Source organism: Aerosakkonema sp. BLCC-F183 (assembly GCF_041929145.1).
Lineage (GTDB): Bacteria > Cyanobacteriota > Cyanobacteriia > Cyanobacteriales > Aerosakkonemataceae > Aerosakkonema.
In genome coordinates this window covers 140,129-155,230 of sequence record NZ_JBHFNU010000044.1, presented here as the reverse complement: position 1 = coordinate 155,230, position 15,102 = coordinate 140,129, and the positions used below count along the sequence as shown (strand labels likewise).

At 43.8% G+C, this 15,102-nt stretch carries 14 protein-coding genes; 3 read left to right on the top strand and 11 right to left on the bottom strand.

All coding sequences use genetic code 11. The features are described from left to right. Positions 1 to 92: 92 nt before the first annotated feature. Positions 93 to 1,640: a nucleoside transporter C-terminal domain-containing protein gene (locus ACE1CD_RS12085; protein WP_374824280.1), complete on the bottom strand. Its 1,548-nt coding sequence runs from the start codon at positions 1,638 to 1,640 to the stop codon at positions 93 to 95. 280 nt (positions 1,641 to 1,920) lie between these two features. Between ACE1CD_RS12085 and ACE1CD_RS12080 the strand changes: the two genes are divergently transcribed. Next, entirely contained in the window at positions 1,921 to 2,187 is a 267-nt protein-coding gene (locus ACE1CD_RS12080; RefSeq protein ID WP_190465508.1) for a hypothetical protein, read from the top strand. Between the two features lie 125 nt (positions 2,188 to 2,312). Here the strand turns inward: ACE1CD_RS12080 and ACE1CD_RS12075 are convergent, their stop codons facing one another. The 8 genes from ACE1CD_RS12075 to ACE1CD_RS12040 form a co-directional block, all read right to left on the bottom strand. Beyond that, the gene (locus tag ACE1CD_RS12075; RefSeq protein ID WP_374824277.1) at positions 2,313 to 3,791 is read right to left on the bottom strand and encodes an ATP-binding protein; all 1,479 of its coding nucleotides are present in this window, start codon (positions 3,789 to 3,791) and stop codon (positions 2,313 to 2,315) included. Between the two features lie 588 nt (positions 3,792 to 4,379). Then, positions 4,380 to 6,788, bottom strand: coding sequence for a WD40 repeat domain-containing protein (locus ACE1CD_RS12070; RefSeq protein WP_374824274.1), 2,409 nt, complete (start codon positions 6,786 to 6,788; stop codon positions 4,380 to 4,382). A 33-nt stretch (positions 6,789 to 6,821) separates the two neighbouring features. Beyond that, complete coding sequence (locus ACE1CD_RS12065) at positions 6,822 to 10,613, bottom strand: NB-ARC domain-containing protein (RefSeq protein WP_374824271.1); 3,792 nt, start codon at positions 10,611 to 10,613, stop codon at positions 6,822 to 6,824. Beyond that, a complete protein-coding gene (locus tag ACE1CD_RS12060; protein WP_374824268.1) occupies positions 10,614 to 10,934 on the bottom strand; it encodes a CU044_2847 family protein in 321 nt (106 codons plus the stop codon). Between the two features lie 159 nt (positions 10,935 to 11,093). Next, a complete protein-coding gene (locus tag ACE1CD_RS12055) occupies positions 11,094 to 11,303 on the bottom strand; it encodes a hypothetical protein (RefSeq protein ID WP_374824265.1) in 210 nt (69 codons plus the stop codon). Further along, positions 11,300 to 11,482 (bottom strand): hypothetical protein, encoded by a 183-nt coding sequence (locus ACE1CD_RS12050; RefSeq protein ID WP_374824262.1) that lies wholly within the window; start codon positions 11,480 to 11,482, stop codon positions 11,300 to 11,302. Before ACE1CD_RS12050 ends, ACE1CD_RS12055 begins: the two co-directional genes overlap by 4 nt. A gap of 45 nt (positions 11,483 to 11,527) precedes the next feature. Beyond that, complete coding sequence (locus ACE1CD_RS12045) at positions 11,528 to 11,767, bottom strand: type II toxin-antitoxin system Phd/YefM family antitoxin (protein WP_374824260.1); 240 nt, start codon at positions 11,765 to 11,767, stop codon at positions 11,528 to 11,530. Between the two features lie 40 nt (positions 11,768 to 11,807). Further along, a complete protein-coding gene (locus tag ACE1CD_RS12040; protein ID WP_374824257.1) occupies positions 11,808 to 12,014 on the bottom strand; it encodes a hypothetical protein in 207 nt (68 codons plus the stop codon). A 28-nt stretch (positions 12,015 to 12,042) separates the two neighbouring features. Between ACE1CD_RS12040 and ACE1CD_RS12035 the strand changes: the two genes are divergently transcribed. Then, positions 12,043 to 12,816 (top strand): DUF1350 family protein, encoded by a 774-nt coding sequence (locus ACE1CD_RS12035; protein ID WP_374824436.1) that lies wholly within the window; start codon positions 12,043 to 12,045, stop codon positions 12,814 to 12,816. On the opposite strand, the gene ACE1CD_RS12030 is transcribed toward ACE1CD_RS12035, so the two are convergent. After that, positions 12,765 to 13,229: an ATP-binding protein gene (locus ACE1CD_RS12030; protein ID WP_374824254.1), complete on the bottom strand. Its 465-nt coding sequence runs from the start codon at positions 13,227 to 13,229 to the stop codon at positions 12,765 to 12,767. The two genes, ACE1CD_RS12035 and ACE1CD_RS12030, sit on opposite strands and share 52 nt — an antisense overlap. 186 nt (positions 13,230 to 13,415) lie before the next feature. Here ACE1CD_RS12030 and ACE1CD_RS12025 point away from each other — a divergent pair, with 186 nt between their 5' ends. Beyond that, complete coding sequence (locus tag ACE1CD_RS12025; RefSeq protein WP_374824251.1) at positions 13,416 to 14,543, top strand: PP2C family protein-serine/threonine phosphatase; 1,128 nt, start codon at positions 13,416 to 13,418, stop codon at positions 14,541 to 14,543. 103 nt (positions 14,544 to 14,646) lie between these two features. Here ACE1CD_RS12025 and ACE1CD_RS12020 read toward each other — a convergent pair whose 3' ends face one another. Further along, the gene (locus ACE1CD_RS12020; protein ID WP_374796239.1) at positions 14,647 to 14,973 is read right to left on the bottom strand and encodes an STAS domain-containing protein; all 327 of its coding nucleotides are present in this window, start codon (positions 14,971 to 14,973) and stop codon (positions 14,647 to 14,649) included. Positions 14,974 to 15,102 lie beyond the last annotated feature (129 nt).

The window sequence follows — 15,102 nt, the reverse complement described above, 5'->3', positions numbered from 1 at the left end:
TACAGCCACGATCTTAGAAACCGGGTTTGTGCGTAGTATTTTAGCCACAAAGCCACGATTTTTCAGACAAACCCGGTTTCTTTGCGTAAGTCCTAACGCTGTGGTGTGGGAGTTGGAGCGCGGTTTGTTGCAGGGTTGACAGTTGGTGCAGTTTGTGCAGGCTTGGGAGGTGGAGATTGGATTGAGGTTGGTGCGGGAGTGGCAGCGGGAGCTTGCTTGTCACCCAAGATGCTGGGGTTGCCGGTATCGAAGACACCTGCCACACAAGCGATCATTATAGTTGCTAAAGTACCGACAAATAAAGCTTTCCAACCCAATTCGGAAATATCTTTGCGGCGGGAGGGAATCAAAGCGATCGTACCGCCGACGAAAATACCTACAGAGGCAAGATGGGCAAATCCAGACAGGGCGTAACTGACAATTAAAACGGTGCGATCGCTCACCTGTCCTGCTGCGGCTGCTTCTGCTAAAGATTGGTATGGAGGAATCGCTGTTTCCAGCAGTCTGCGCCCAATAATCACCGCCGCTGTCCAAGATTCGTCAAATGGTACTCCCGTTAACAGAGTCACGGGATAAAATAAGACACCTTGAATATTTTGTAAGGTAACAACTTTAAAAATGCTACCAACGGGAGCGGGTAAGCCAGCCAGAAAACCAAAAAATTGATTAATTAAAGAAACAAAACCCAAGATTAAAATCAATACAGCAGCGATCGCCACTGCCATTTTTACCCCATCCAACGCTCCTACAATTGCGGCATCTAAAGGGCTGACCCGTTCTATGGGTTCTCCTCCCACTGTCTCTTGTTTGATATTACCTAAATCTTCATCGAGAGCCTCGTCCATTGCTTCATTGCCGAGTTCCGTCCCGCTGAATTTTCTACTGTCTTTGGCGGCTTTTTCTTCTTGAGGAATACCGCCAGCCGTCAGAGGAACTTCTGTTTCGGGAACTAAAATTTTTGACAAAACAAAACAAGCGGGTATGGCCATAATTGAAGCCGATACCAAATGCCCCAAAATGTTAGGAAAAACTGGTTTAAGGAAACTTACATAAATAGCTAATGTTGATGAAGCTGCTGTACCAAAACAACAAGACAAAATGGCAGCAAGCTCGCTGCGAGTCATTTTGGGTAAATAAGGCTTAACGACAATAGCTGCTTCAATGCCCACAAAAATATTAGCCGCTCCACTCAATGCTTCTGCTCCGCTCAAGCGCATGGTGGCATAAAATATTTTGGCAAAAACTTCGGTGATGATTTGAATAACACCGATGTTGTAGAGCAATGCCATCAGCCCGGAAAAGAAGATCACGGTGGGGAGTGCGCGAAAGGCAAATATATAACCGAGATTTACGGGAGGCGGTACATCGGGTCTGGGTACTATATTAGCGCCAAAGACAAATCTAGCTCCGGCATCTGCCGCAATAAATACACTATCCAATAAGTTACTAAAACCTTGCAAGAGGTCTCTGGTAATCGGAACTAGAAAAACAAAAGCTCCCAGAAGTAATTGCAAAGCTATGCCGGATATAATCACGCGCCAGGGAATGATGCGACGGTGTTCGGAAAATAACCAGGCGATCGCACACAAGCCAAATATGCCAAAAAAGGAAACTATATTCAAGTAAAAGGGATGGGACATGGGTAGATTCCTTGGTGGAATGATACAGATTCAAAATTCTGATGAGCCTGAGAAGGGAAGTTTACCGATAAATTGGTCGATCGAAGGCAGGGCAGGATACACCCAAGATAATAATCGTATAAGTGAGCTGCTGCTGCACGAGTGGTGATGCAAAATCAAGTAAGAAGTTCCGAATTAGGTAAAGTTTAAGATTCCTTTGCCGTTGGTACTCCCCATCTCAGATATCATATCTGCGCTCATAAAGTTGATAATGGGCTCAAGACCCCAGGAAGTTTGACTCATGGAAGCTTTTGCCCCAATTCCGCCCGACTGGACACAAGCAGCGACTCACGCCCACGAGTTCCGCTGTCCCACTTGCCACTGTACCTGTATGGAAGCTGAGCGAGTCTGGATTAATAGGCGATCGCCAGTCTATACCGAAGATTACCGCAAAAAGTGGCAGGAGTTCTACCACTGCCAGTGCGGTTCCGTGTGGTGGGCGTGGAGTACCGAACGTCCCCCATCTGAGTTTGCCAATCGCGAACCTCAGATGGACAATCCTTTTTGACGAGATGCGCTAGCAGCTAGCCCGCCGTTTTCCTCTCAGGCGAAAGCTTGGGTAGCGGCGGGCTATACAAATTTTTATTCTATTTTTGGAAGGATAAAATTGATTGTTTGTCGGTTGCACTTCTGTCATTTAGACTGCTGAATTGGTATTTCAATGATAAATTTGGTTCCTTGTGTGGGTGCGGAAATACAAGTTAATTTTCCCCGGTGCTTTTCTACTACAATTTGATAGCTAATGGACAAACCAAGCCCAGTTCCAACACCAACGGGTTTGGTAGTAAAAAAGGGATCGAATATTTTTTGGCGTACCTCTTCTGTCATACCGCTGCCGTTATCTGCGATCGCTATTTTCACCCTTTCTTTTCCTACCATTTGAGTGCGAATCCAAATGGTAGGTTTTACTAAAAGGGATTGGTTATCTTCCTCATTGTTTATACGCAATTTGCTATTCTGCGTTTCTAAAGCATTGTTCGTGAAGTGAGATGAGATGGCATCGATCGCATTACTGAGTATATTCATAAATACCTGGTTAAGTTGCCCTGCATAACATTCCACCAAAGGCAACTTGCCATATTTTTTCACAATTTGAACTCCCGGATGTTTTCCTCGTGCTTTCAGTCGGTTTTGCAAAATTAGCAGCGTACTATCAATTCCTTCGTGCAAATTGACCTCTTTCCTCTGCGCTTCGTCTAGGCGAGAAAAATTTCGCAAGCTAGCAACTACCTGACAGATGCGATTTGTCCCCAAATTCATCGAATCCAGCAATTTCGGCAAATCTTCAGCCACAAAATTTAAATCTTGCGACTCTATTTCCGCTTGAATTTCCGAGATAGGATTGGGATAGTATTGTCGATATAGCTCCAATAGATGTAATAGGTTTTTGGTATATTCGTTGATGTGAATCAAATTCCCATAAATAAAGTTAATCGGATTGTTAATTTCGTGCGCTACGCCAGCTACCAGTTGACCGAGAGAAGACATTTTTTCAGCTTGAACGAGTTGAGATTGTGTTTGTTTTAGTCGGTTCATCGCTTGTTCCAAGTGTTTGGCATTTTCTCTTAACTCGTCCTGCGATCGCTTGAGCGCTTCCTCTACTTGCTTGCGTTCGGTGATATCAAATCGAATTGATAAATACCGGACTGGTTTGCCTGCTTCATTTAAAAACGGCACAATAGTAGTATCTACCCAATAATAAGTTCCATCTTTCGCTTTATTCTTGATTTCACCTTTCCAGACTTTTCCCACCCTAATAATAGACCACATTCGGCGGAAAACTTCTTTGGGGTGATAACTGGAATTTACAATCCGATGATCCTGTCCGATCAGTTCTTCTGGCGAATATTTGGAAATTTTACAAAATGTGTCATTTACATAGGTAATTTTTCCCTTAGCGTCTGTTATCGCTACGATCGCTGCTCGATCTAAGGCAAATTTGATGTCTGATAATTCTTTTAGTGTTTGCCGAATTAACTCATCGCTATATTTGCGTTCCGCTACCGCAACAGCGTAAGCTTGGATGGCATCTTCTTCCTTACTTAACATTGTTGTATTTAAAAAATCTGTGCTTTTCAATACATTTTGCTCGGCCACTTGCTTTGGCTCCATATTTTTTCTCCTACCAACCTCATGGTAATTTTTCTTTTAAGATTTAAAACTTTTACCTACTCCAATATAAAAATTTACACGCGCTTACCTTTTGTCTTATCGGCGTGTAAAAGAGAGCCCCGGAATTTTCAAATCATAATCACAATTTCCTATTTGCTGTCAATCTCTGTTTATAAATATAAATATTATGAGCGGTTAAAATAAACTTTCAATGGATTTTTTTAAAAGGTATAAACTTTCATTAAAATAAATTTAAGCAGATTCATTAATTTTTACTTCCTTACCCCTAGAAGAGGATTATGTATGCTTTTTCCCTTCTACTCTTCTGGGCTAATCATAAACTTGGATTCTGGTATATTAGCACACAAAATTAAAACGTTCGTATGACTAAAATAGGAAAGTGTAAATTTTGGCTTCGATCGAATCGAAATCAGTTAATAATTTTAGCAGCTATTCCTTTTGTAATTTGGCAGCTAAAGCAGCAGGTAGTTTGGCGATAAATTCTGCCTGCTGTTCAGGCGACATACTGGTTAATCCTGTTTTAAAATCGCTCATATTAACTCCGATATTATATAGATGTTTCTGTGTTTAAAATTCTGGTTGTGTCAAACCCTCCAAACGCAGGAAATGCAGCCTTCCCGATCGCTCTCCCGCGACAATTGTCACGCCATCGGGTGCAACAGCACAAGATTCTAGACCATCTTCTGCGGTGAAAGTGGCAATAACTTCCAGACTTGACAAATTCCACACTTTAAGCGTGGTGTCATCGGCAACAGAAACCATGAAATTGCCATTGGGTGAAATTGCCAGATCGTTTACTTTTTTGGAATGACCGCTTAAAGAAATCGGTGGTTTTCTGGTTTCTAGATTCCAAATTTTGAGATTGATATTATTTTGGTGGTCTGTTCCGTAAATAACCCGCTTCCCATCGGGTGTAATTGCCACAGCATTAACTTTTCTGGGGTCGCCAGTGAAAGTAAATAATTCTTTTCTGCTTTCCAAATCCCAAACTTTTAGAGTGTGATTATCTCCATCTAAACAATCTTCTGGGCCAACATAAGGACTGCTACCGGAAGCAGAAACCATCCGCTTTCCATCTGGGGTAATTGCAATAGCAGTCACCGCAGTCATATGACCGCTGAGAGTAAAAATCTGTTTTCCTGTTCGCAAATCCCAGATTTTGATATCGCCATGCGATCCATAAATTATCCGGTTACCATCGGGTGTGAATGTGACTGGATCTAACCAAATGGAATTAGCAACAAAAGAAAGGAGTTCTTCGCCTGTTTCGATTTTCCATAGTTTAAAATTTTTATTAGCTGAACCGGAAATTATTTGTTTGCCATCTGGTGCGATCGCCATAGCATTCACAAACTTGTTTTTATGACGAGTGAATGTAGAAATTTCCTGTTTCGTGGACAAATCCCAGACTTTGATAGTGTTGTCTCTTAAGCCAGAAATTACCCGTTTTCCATCAGGTGTAATTACCAGCATTGTTACCGGGCTACTATAAATAGCGGGGATAGAAAGTTGTTCTTTCGGTTCTAAATTCCAAAGTTTGAGAGTATTGTCCCTAGACGCAGAAATTACTAGCTTACTATTGGGGTGTAAGGCGGCAGAACTTATACTATCAGTATGACCGATTAAATTAATTAACTCTTGTCCTGTTTCCAAATCCCAAACTTTGAGAGTTCGTTCTGTAGCATTGGCGATCGCCTTCTTACTATCTGGCGTAACTACGACCAAATATAAAGGATGATTCGTATATTGAGTGTAGCCCGTCAGCCTAAACAGTTCCTCACCTGTCTGTATATCCCAGACTTTGAAACTGCTTTTACCAAGACCTTCATAAGGGCCAGAAATAATTTTTTTGCCATTTGGTGTAAATGTTACAGCGGCGATCCAATCCCTATGAGTTGCGTGCGTAACTAGGGCTTTTCCTGTTTCCAAATCCCAGATTCTCGTGTTGTTCCACGAAACAGAGATGACGCGATTGTTGGAGATTGCTGCTACCGCCCTAAAACCGCGATCGTCTCCAAAAGATAGCAGTTCTTCTCCGGTTTCTAAATCGCAAATTTTGATGTTTTTTTCATCTGTACCAAAAATTAAGTGCTTGCTATCTGGGGTGAAGGCGATCGCTTCATTTTTCATCCCCGTAGAAACTGCAAAGGTAAAAACTTCCTCTCCAGTTTCTAAATTCCAGACTTTGCGAATTTTGCCCCAAGAACCAGAAATTACCCGTTTACCATTTGGCGTAATGGAAATAAATTGTATACCACCAGTATCATCGTTTAAAGTGAAGAGTTCTTCACCTGTTTGCAAATCCCAAACTTTGAGAGTGCTGTCCCAAGAACCGGAGATTACTTTTTTGCCATCTGGGGTAATGGCGATCGATTCTACCGAATTAACATGACCGCTGAGAGTAAAAACTTCCTGTTCTGTTTGCAAATCCCAAACTTTCAGCGTTCTATCAGAAGAACCGGAAACAAATCGCCTACCATCAGGTGTAATTGCAACTGCATTTACCGCGCTGATATGACCTGTAAACGTGCGTAGCAACACACCGCCGGGAGACACTAAGCTAGCAGTTAAAGGACGCAACCAAGGCGAATCGCACTCATGTTTTGCTACTTCCAACATCGCCTGAATTTCTGGAACTGGAAAAGATTGCAAACGCCCTAATAATTGCGCTGGTAGTTGCGTTTTATCTTCATTTATGATATGTGCTGATAGGCGAATCGCTGCTTGAATTAAGCGCAAACAATGCTTTTGGTCTGCGTCAAGGGGAAAATTCGGATGCAAAGCAAATTTGTAATCGTCAATTAGCTGCTGCGGTGGGAAAGCGGAAATTTTCGCTTTGATAAAATCGAAATCAATTAATAATTTTAGCAGTTGTTCGCTTTGGGATTTGGCAGCTAAAGCAGCAGGTAGTTTGGCGAGAAATTCTCCCTGCTGATCTGGGGATATACTGGCTAATTTGGTTTTAAAATCGCTCATATTAACTCCGATATTATATAGATGTTTCTGTGTTTAAAATTTTGGTTGTGGCAATCCCTCCAAACGCAGGAAATGCACCCTACCCGACTCCTCACCCGCCACAATTGTCACCCCATCCGGCGCGATCGCACAGCAATCTAAAACACTATCTCCTGCGAAAGTGGCAATATCTTTTCCACTTGCCAAATCCCAAATTTTCAGGGTGTTATCGTCAGAAGCAGAAACAGCGAATTTGCCATCGGGTGCGATCGCCACTGCTCTTACCCAGTTGGTATGTCCGGTAAGAGTTTTGCGTTCCTCACCAGATGACAAATCCCAAACTTTCAGGGTGTTATCGTCAGAAGCAGAAACAGCGAATTTGCCGTTAGGTGCGATCGCCACTCCCCATACCAAGTCGGTATGTCCGGTAAGAGTTTTGCGTTCCTCACCAGATGACAAATCCCAAACTTTCAGGGTGCTATCCCCCGAAGCAGAAACGGCGAATTTGCCGTTAGGTGCGATCGCCACTGCATTTACCCAGTTGGTATGTCCGGTAAGAGTTTTGCGTTCCTCACCAGATGACAAATCCCAAACTTTCAGGGTGTGATCCCATGAAGCAGAAACGGCGAATTTGCCATCGGGTGCGATCGCTACTGCTGTTACTGGTAAGGTATGTTCGCTAAGAGTTTTGCGTTCCTCACCAGATGACAAATCCCAAATTTTCACGGTGTGATCCCATGAAGCAGAAACGGCGAATTTGCCATCGGGTGCGATCGCCACTGCATTTACCCTGTTGGTATGTCCGATGTGTGTTTTGAGTTGATTACCAGATGACAAATCCCAAACTTTCAGGGTGCTATCCCCCGAAGCAGAAACGGCGAATTTGCCGTCGGGTGCGATCGCCACTGTATGTACCCATTCGGTATGTCCGGTGAGAGTATTGAGTACATTTCCACTTGTCAAATCCCAAACTTTCAGGGTGGTATCCATTGAAGCAGAAACGGCGAATTTGCCGTTAGGTGCGATCGCCACTGCATTTACCGAGTCGGTATGTCCTGTAAGAGTTTTGCGTTCCTCACCAGTTGCCAAATCCCAAACTTTCAGGGTGGTATCCATTGAAGCAGAAACAGCGAATTTGCCGTCGGGTGCGATCGCTACTGCATATACCAAGTCGGTATGTCCGCTGAGAGTTTTGAGTTGATTACCAGTTGCTAAATCCCAAACTTTCAGGGTGTCATTGGATGAAGCAGAAACAGCGAATTTGCCACCGGGTGCGATCGCCACTGCATTTACCGAGTCGGTATGTCCGCTGAGAGTTTTGAGTACATTTCCACTTGCCAAATCCCAAACTTTCAGGGTTTTATCCACTGAAACAGAAACAGCGAATTTGCCATCGGGTGCGATCGCTACTCCATTTACCGAGTCGGTGTGTCCGCTGAGAGTTTTGAGTACATTTCCACTTGCCAAATCCCAAACTTTCAGGGTTTTATCCACTGAAGCAGAAACAGCGAATTTGCTATTGGGTGCGATCGCTACTGCTTTTACCAAGTTGGTATGTCCGCCCAGAGTATTGAGTTCTTTTCCACTTGCCAAATCCCAAACTTTCAGGGTTTTATCCCCAGAAGCAGAAACCGCCAATTTGCCATCGGGTGCGATCGCTACTGCATATACCCTGTGGGTATGTCCGGTGAGAGTACGCAGCAAAGCACCCCCTGGCGGTGTTAAGCTAGCTGTCAGCAGACGCAACCAAGGTGTAGTTTGCCTCTGCTTTGCCACTTCCAGCATTTTCCGAATTTCTGACACATCAAAAGACAGCAATCGCCCCCACAATTGACCTACCAATTGCGTCTTATCCTTCTCCAAAATATGTGCCGAAAGTCGAATTGCCCCTTGTACTAGCTTCAGGTTGGCATCCTCCAGCAAAAAATCGTAATCCGCAATCAAATAACTAACATTAGTTGCATTTAATTTCGCTTGCAACCAATCAAAATTCAATAGCAGCGCTTTCAGTTCTTCATCTCTACCCGCTTCGTGAAAATGATAAGCCAAATACCGCCAAAGATAAGTTTCTTCAACAGGTAAATCAACCCAGATCTGGTAGCTAAAATCTTCAGTCCGTTTTAACGGACTTTCGCTATTAGCCTGGGGTTTGAACCCCAGGCGGGCATCCAAAAATTCACCATGTAGCGTAGCTAAATTATCTCTATTTTCCGAAATCAAATATTGCCGTACCACATCATGCAGCCGGATATATTTTTGATTTAAATCAAAATTCAACAACAACGACAACCGCTTGAGCTTTTCACATAATTCTTCCGTATCAAAATCATCCAATTCACCCGTCGCCGCCCAAAGTTTTTCCAACACCGCTAGAGGAATATCCACATCTTCAGGAAAAATCGCCAATTCTCCATAACGGCAACGTTCATCGTCAGTTAACTGCTGTAAGCTTACTTCCAAAGTTTTCCTAACAGCCTGGTAGCGTTCCTCAGCATTCCGCGCATCGAAAGCAGTCACGCCTTTTTTATCCAGCGCTTTCTTTAAATATGCCAGCGCCGCCGATAAAGTTTGCTTTTGTTCCTTTACCCGATTTCGCAATACCCCATTGCACAACTTTAGCAATAAAGGCCATTCTCCCAAACGCGCTGCCAGTTGGCGAAACTCTTCCCCATTCTCATCAGGCAAACAGTAACCCAGAAGTGCGACAGCTTCATTCTGCCGCATCGCATCTACATCTACTTTCCGGGTATCAATTGGCAAAGTATCGCTATTGCGAGTAGTAATTAATCGAACGCAGTTTTCACCCCCGCGTAAAAATTGTCGCAAATGTGCTTCGTTCCAAACATCATCAATTACCAGCAAACAGCATTTATCATTTAATTCTTTCGCTAATTCTCTAGCCGCTTCTTCTATATCAATAAAATTAATTTCCCTGTCCGTTAATTCCCGATAAACTTTTGTCAGTCCCGGCAAAACATTCCCCGTTTCCCCCAGCGTCACCCACAAAATGCCATCGCTGAAAGTCTGCCAAATGCGCTTATCGTAACAAATTGCTTTGGCGAGAGTAGTTTTCCCATAGCCACCCGCCCCCCGTAATGCGGCGGTAATAGCAACAGACTGACCCTGCTTTTCAAACAATAATTTAATAATCTCCTCAAATTCCTGGGGACGGGGTACAAAATCAGCTGGCAAATCTTCTACCATGAAAGGCCAAGGCACAACCCATTCTGCCAACATCGGCCATGCTTTTACCAGTACCTCAGTGGGAATCATAAAAGCAACTTTCGCTTCTGCTTCTTCCACCGTCATCCCGATGATGCCGCCAGCTTTCTCATCCCAGATTGGCCCACCGCTGAAACCGCCTCTAATCTCGATTCCCGGTTGTTTGTCGTCCGCAATTTGCCATCGTCCGTTCGGGAGTCGATCTCCCACTTTCCCTTCCGACCAAACGCCGCTATTGTAATTAGTGGGAAAGCCATAAGCTTTGTAGCGATGACCGGAAAGATTTGCCGTTTGAATTAATCGACAAGCTTGGATACTCGCTGGTGGAATAGCGTCCAGTTCCAAAATAGCAATATCATCACCTGCATTAGTCTCCGCAAATTCGCGAGGTTTCCACACCAAAACACGGGCAGTAATCTGGTTTTGAGTATCGAGAAATGGGAAATCTAGCAGTAACTCATCTGGCGGCTTTTCAATTGTATAAATATCTAAACCAAGTGCTTGTGCAACCACATGGGCGCACGTCAGCACGTATTTTTCCGCCATCAAAAAACCCGTCCCGACAATTGTTTGACCATCTGCCGTCCAAATGCGTGCAACTGAAGATTCAAGCTGCTTACTCATCTAGGGATTTTGCTTCTTCCATTTCAGGGTAATTTCATAGTTAGCTTCACCACCAACCGAAGTCATAATTACACCAGATTCTACACTCATTTTCAAGCCAAATTTAACTTCCACTTCGTCGGGTGAGTCGCTGATGTCGCGCACTTTACTAATTACTTTAGTAGCGATCGGCTTAATCTTATCTAGTGCTTCATCAAAAGATTTTTTGGCATCTTCTACCAAATTTCGGGCTACAGGTTTCGGGCCACCAGTATCAGGCTCATCCACTTCTACCATGATAGTCTCGCCGTTACCCAAGTCAAATTTAACTAGCCGTTTCAAGTTTCATCACTCCTTCAGCGCTTGTAGCAATTTTACCATCCCCAGCCAAACTTACCTAGAGTGTAGGCTTTATCACCTGACAGATTAAATTAAGATACGTTGTTGGGCTTTAGCGCTAAAGCTTAACAACGTACCTTTATACTCCCACAGAGCCTACTGCTATTCACTTTTATGTAGCTTTTCTCTCAGAATAGCTTCAACTTCGCTTTCTGGATTCGCCAGATCGAAAGGATAAGGTTGAAGATTAGCGGGATTGCGACGACTCATTAATACTTCCAACGCGGCGCGGAAAGCTTCTTCATCATTTCTATGTTGCGAAAGATACTGTTTTAACTCAGCATTCGACATTTGAGGCAAATTCGGTGTCATAACACAAACTCCCAACTTCCTTCTTCATCTATTATCACCGCAATCTCATCTCTGCTTCCAGCCTGGATGTATATTGTTTTTAAGTTGCGATCGTAACGAAAAATTTGTATTTGCTGGTACAAATTGGAAAGCAACTGGCAAAGAAATATTGCTGTATCTGACTGTCTTCGCGTCGGCAACTTGCAACTCCTGAAGTTAAACCAAGCTGTATTAAATGATAGCGTTTATGGCATATAATATTGAAAGTCTTCTAAGTAAGTTTCGTCTTCGGATATGATGGTTAGAGTTCCGATCGCACTACCGGGTCGGCGAGGTTGGCGGGGTTGGCGGGGTGGTTGAAGTTCCCCAACCAGTTTGGCGACAGTACGATCGCCGGAGAGAATCTCCACTTCTTCACCAGGTTGTAGATTTGCAATAATTTCAGGTAAACGAAGTTGCGCTTCTGCTAATGTAATCCGTGTCATTGTCACCTCTATTTACTAATAGTTTATCGGTTCATAAATTTTACCAATGAGGTTGATGGTGGGTTACGGCACAGTTCGTTAATTTTTCGTTGCAAGCAGTGAATTGATTGCCGTACCTAACCCATCCTACGATGCGATCGGTTTTGACGATCGCTGCATTCAAATCCGTCTCCTCCTTTCCCCCCTCTCCTCCAGAGGAGAGGGGGGGTAGGGGGGTGAGGTCAACCCACCCAACAAGCATTAACATGAAAAGGTGTGAACTACCTTTTCTCGGTATGAACTGGCAGGAAGTTTCCGGTAACTGGGTGTACATCCCCCCGCAATCCAAGGCAATAGTGCATTTCCTCGGCGGTGCTTTCGTCGCCGCCGCACCGCAAGTAACTTATCGGTTATTATTAGAACACCTGGGAAGCCAGGGATACGCAGTTATTGCTACTCCCTTTGTGAATACCCTCGATCATAGTGCGATCGCCAAAGATGTACTGTATAAATTCGATCGCACTCTCGACGAATTGCGAACCACAAACAAACTGAAAAGCCGATATCTCCCCATCTACGGGATCGGACACAGCATGGGTTGCAAATTACACTTACTTATCGGTAGCCTTTTTCCAGTCGATCGCGCTGGCAATATCCTCATTTCTTTCAATAACTACACCGCCAGCGAAGCTATCCCTTTTGTGCAGCAGTTCAACTTCAATCCCGCCCTCAATATCGAATTTACACCTTCCCCAAAAGAAACCAAGCAAATTATCTATCGAGGCTACCAAGTCCGGCGCAATCTCCTCGTTAAATTTAACAACGATACGATCGACCAAACAACCCCCCTCACCGAGTTGCTGCAAAACCGCTATCCCGATATGATTTCCGCTTTAACCTTACCCGGAAATCATCTTACACCTTTAGGTCAAGATCTCCGATGGCAAAGTGGAAAAGATTTTAGCCCTTTCGATGCGATCGGTCAATGGGTCAAGCAAGAAATATTTCGGGAATTCAATCAGTTAAAATCGGTAATACTGCGCTGGCTCAATCCGCTGTCGCCCCCGTAATGTTTCACCATTAACAGACAATTGCGATCGTCTTCCGTGCGAGTATAACTCAAATGGTCTGTTATACTCTCCATCAGTTGCAAACCTCGCCCTCCCCCGGAGTCGTTTTCCTCATTGCTAAGCATCTCACTCAGCTTCTTGCGAAGATCGAAGGGTGGGCCCCAATCCCAAACTCGAATCTCTATCGAATCTTCAAATATCGTCACTTCAATATCAATAGGAACTTCTGGGGATTTATTTTTATGGGCGTGACGAACCGCATTGGTAAAAGCTTCGGCTAGCGCCAGTTGGAATCGCAACCATAACTTTCTCGCGATTTGGGGCTGATGCAACTGTTCAAACCACGAAAGCATTTGAGGTAAAGCCTTGAGATCTGTGGGAAGTTGTAAATGGCTTTTTTGAGATGGTGGCAATTTGACAAAACCTATGATTCAAGAAAAGCGCAACTCAGAGGTAATTCTTAAATTTACTATAAATTTACTGCTTACGTATCGCGTTTGTGCTAATGTTTTAGCCTAAAACCAACTTGAGCCAGTATAATTTTTCGTTATCTTTTTAGGGATGCTTCAATATTATAGGAATGGTATCCTTTTTAGTCCATGTATCAAATTCTGGTTGTCGATGACGATCCTGCTATACAGCTGGTGCTGACAAGGCTGCTGAAAAAACAGGGTTATGAGGTAACGGTAGCAAGCGATGGCCAACAAGGCTTAGCACAGGCGCAGCAGTTACATCCGGCGCTAATTGTTTGCGATTGGATGATGCCCCGGATGAACGGCATAGAGGTCTGTCGTCGGGTCAAGGCAGATCCAAGCTTATCCAGCACTTTTTTCATTTTACTGACATCGTTGGACTCGGTGGAAGATCGGGTCAAAGGGCTAGATGCTGGCGCGAATGATTTTATATCCAAGCCGATCGAGATCCACGAGTTGACAGCGCGAGTGCGATCGGGATTGCGGTTGTACCAACTCAACCACGAATTGCAAACCCAAAAGCAGATACTAGCCGCAGAATTGGCTGAGGCGGCTGAATACGTGCGGAGTCTTCTGCCAGAACCTTTAACCAAGCCGCTCTCTATCCAAGGTCAGTATATACCTTCCAGTCGTCTGGGAGGCGATGGCTATGATTATTTCTGGCTCGATCGCGAGAATTTGGCCATTTACCTGATGGATACAGCCGGACACGGCTTGAAAGCCACACTCCCTGCCATTTCGGTCATGCACCTGTTGCGATCGCGTGCCATTCCCAATCTTAATTATTATCAACCCAGCGACGTTCTCAGCGCTTTAAATCATACTTTTCAGATGACCGCCCAAAATGATAAATACTTCACCATTTGGTACGGTGTCTACAATCGAGCCAAGCGCCTACTGACTTACGCCAGCGCCGGACATCCCCCAGCGATTTTGTTATCCCCAAAACGGACATTAAGTCAACGCCTAAAAACTCCAGGTATGCCTGTTGGGATGTTCGAGGATGTCCTATTTACCAATAATTTTTGTGAAATTGAGCCGTTTAGTACGCTTTACATTTTCAGCGATGGCATTTACGAACTTCAGCAACCCGACGGTTCGATATGGGGTCTGGATGCTTTTATAAATATTGTCAAAAGCTGTTCTCACACCGAAAAATCCAACTTAGACCGGATTTTAGCAGAAGTTCGCGCTCTCAACTGGAAAGAATCTTTTGAAGATGATGTGTCTATCTTAGAGATTAATTTTGATTAACATTGGTAAATGCACCAAGGCTTAACGGACTCAAAGTAAAAAATAAGCATATCTCTGTGTATATGCTTGACTATTTTTACAATAATTCACGAACGATCGCCTTCTACTTAAGCGAGTCCAATTTGCCATTGAATTCATCTCTATTGGCAAATATTTGGAACACCCGATCCATGCTAGTGAGTTCAAACAACATTTTGACTTGCTCGTTAATCGAACAGATAAAAAGCTTACCCCCAGCAGCGCGAACTGTTTTGAGGGCTAATACCAAAGAACCCAGTCCAGAACTATCCATAAAGGTGACTTCCTGGAAATCGACTAACACAATAGTGGCTCCATTTTCCACCAAAGAGTTAATTTCCTGGCGAAATAGAGAACCTTTAGAACTATCTAAGATACCGGCGGGTTGAACAACTTTAACAACAGAGTCCATGATTGTGAAAAATCAGTTTGTCAAGATTTAGCTCTCCAAAGCATCGGCCATATTAAATAACCTAGCTCGTTTATTTTTGTGATTATTTTGGCTGAATTTAAATATATCAGCATTAAGGATTAAACTCTA

What these genes read in the sequence shown, in the direction of transcription:
- ACE1CD_RS12035 (WP_374824436.1), top strand. Translation starts at nt 12,043, where the DNA reads ATGAACTGGCAGGAAGTTTCCGGTAACTGGGTGTACATCCCCCCGCAA.
- ACE1CD_RS12020 (WP_374796239.1), bottom strand. Translation starts at nt 14,973, where the DNA reads ATGGACTCTGTTGTTAAAGTTGTTCAACCCGCCGGTATCTTAGATAGT.
- ACE1CD_RS12040 (WP_374824257.1), bottom strand. Translation starts at nt 12,014, where the DNA reads ATGTTAATGCTTGTTGGGTGGGTTGACCTCACCCCCCTACCCCCCCTC.
- ACE1CD_RS12045 (WP_374824260.1), bottom strand. Translation starts at nt 11,767, where the DNA reads ATGACACGGATTACATTAGCAGAAGCGCAACTTCGTTTACCTGAAATT.
- ACE1CD_RS12080 (WP_190465508.1), top strand. Translation starts at nt 1,921, where the DNA reads ATGGAAGCTTTTGCCCCAATTCCGCCCGACTGGACACAAGCAGCGACT.
- ACE1CD_RS12025 (WP_374824251.1), top strand. Translation starts at nt 13,416, where the DNA reads ATGTATCAAATTCTGGTTGTCGATGACGATCCTGCTATACAGCTGGTG.
- ACE1CD_RS12075 (WP_374824277.1), bottom strand. Translation starts at nt 3,791, where the DNA reads ATGGAGCCAAAGCAAGTGGCCGAGCAAAATGTATTGAAAAGCACAGAT.
- ACE1CD_RS12055 (WP_374824265.1), bottom strand. Translation starts at nt 11,303, where the DNA reads ATGACACCGAATTTGCCTCAAATGTCGAATGCTGAGTTAAAACAGTAT.
- ACE1CD_RS12070 (WP_374824274.1), bottom strand. Translation starts at nt 6,788, where the DNA reads ATGAGCGATTTTAAAACCAAATTAGCCAGTATATCCCCAGATCAGCAG.
- ACE1CD_RS12065 (WP_374824271.1), bottom strand. Translation starts at nt 10,613, where the DNA reads ATGAGTAAGCAGCTTGAATCTTCAGTTGCACGCATTTGGACGGCAGAT.
- ACE1CD_RS12085 (WP_374824280.1), bottom strand. Translation starts at nt 1,640, where the DNA reads ATGTCCCATCCCTTTTACTTGAATATAGTTTCCTTTTTTGGCATATTT.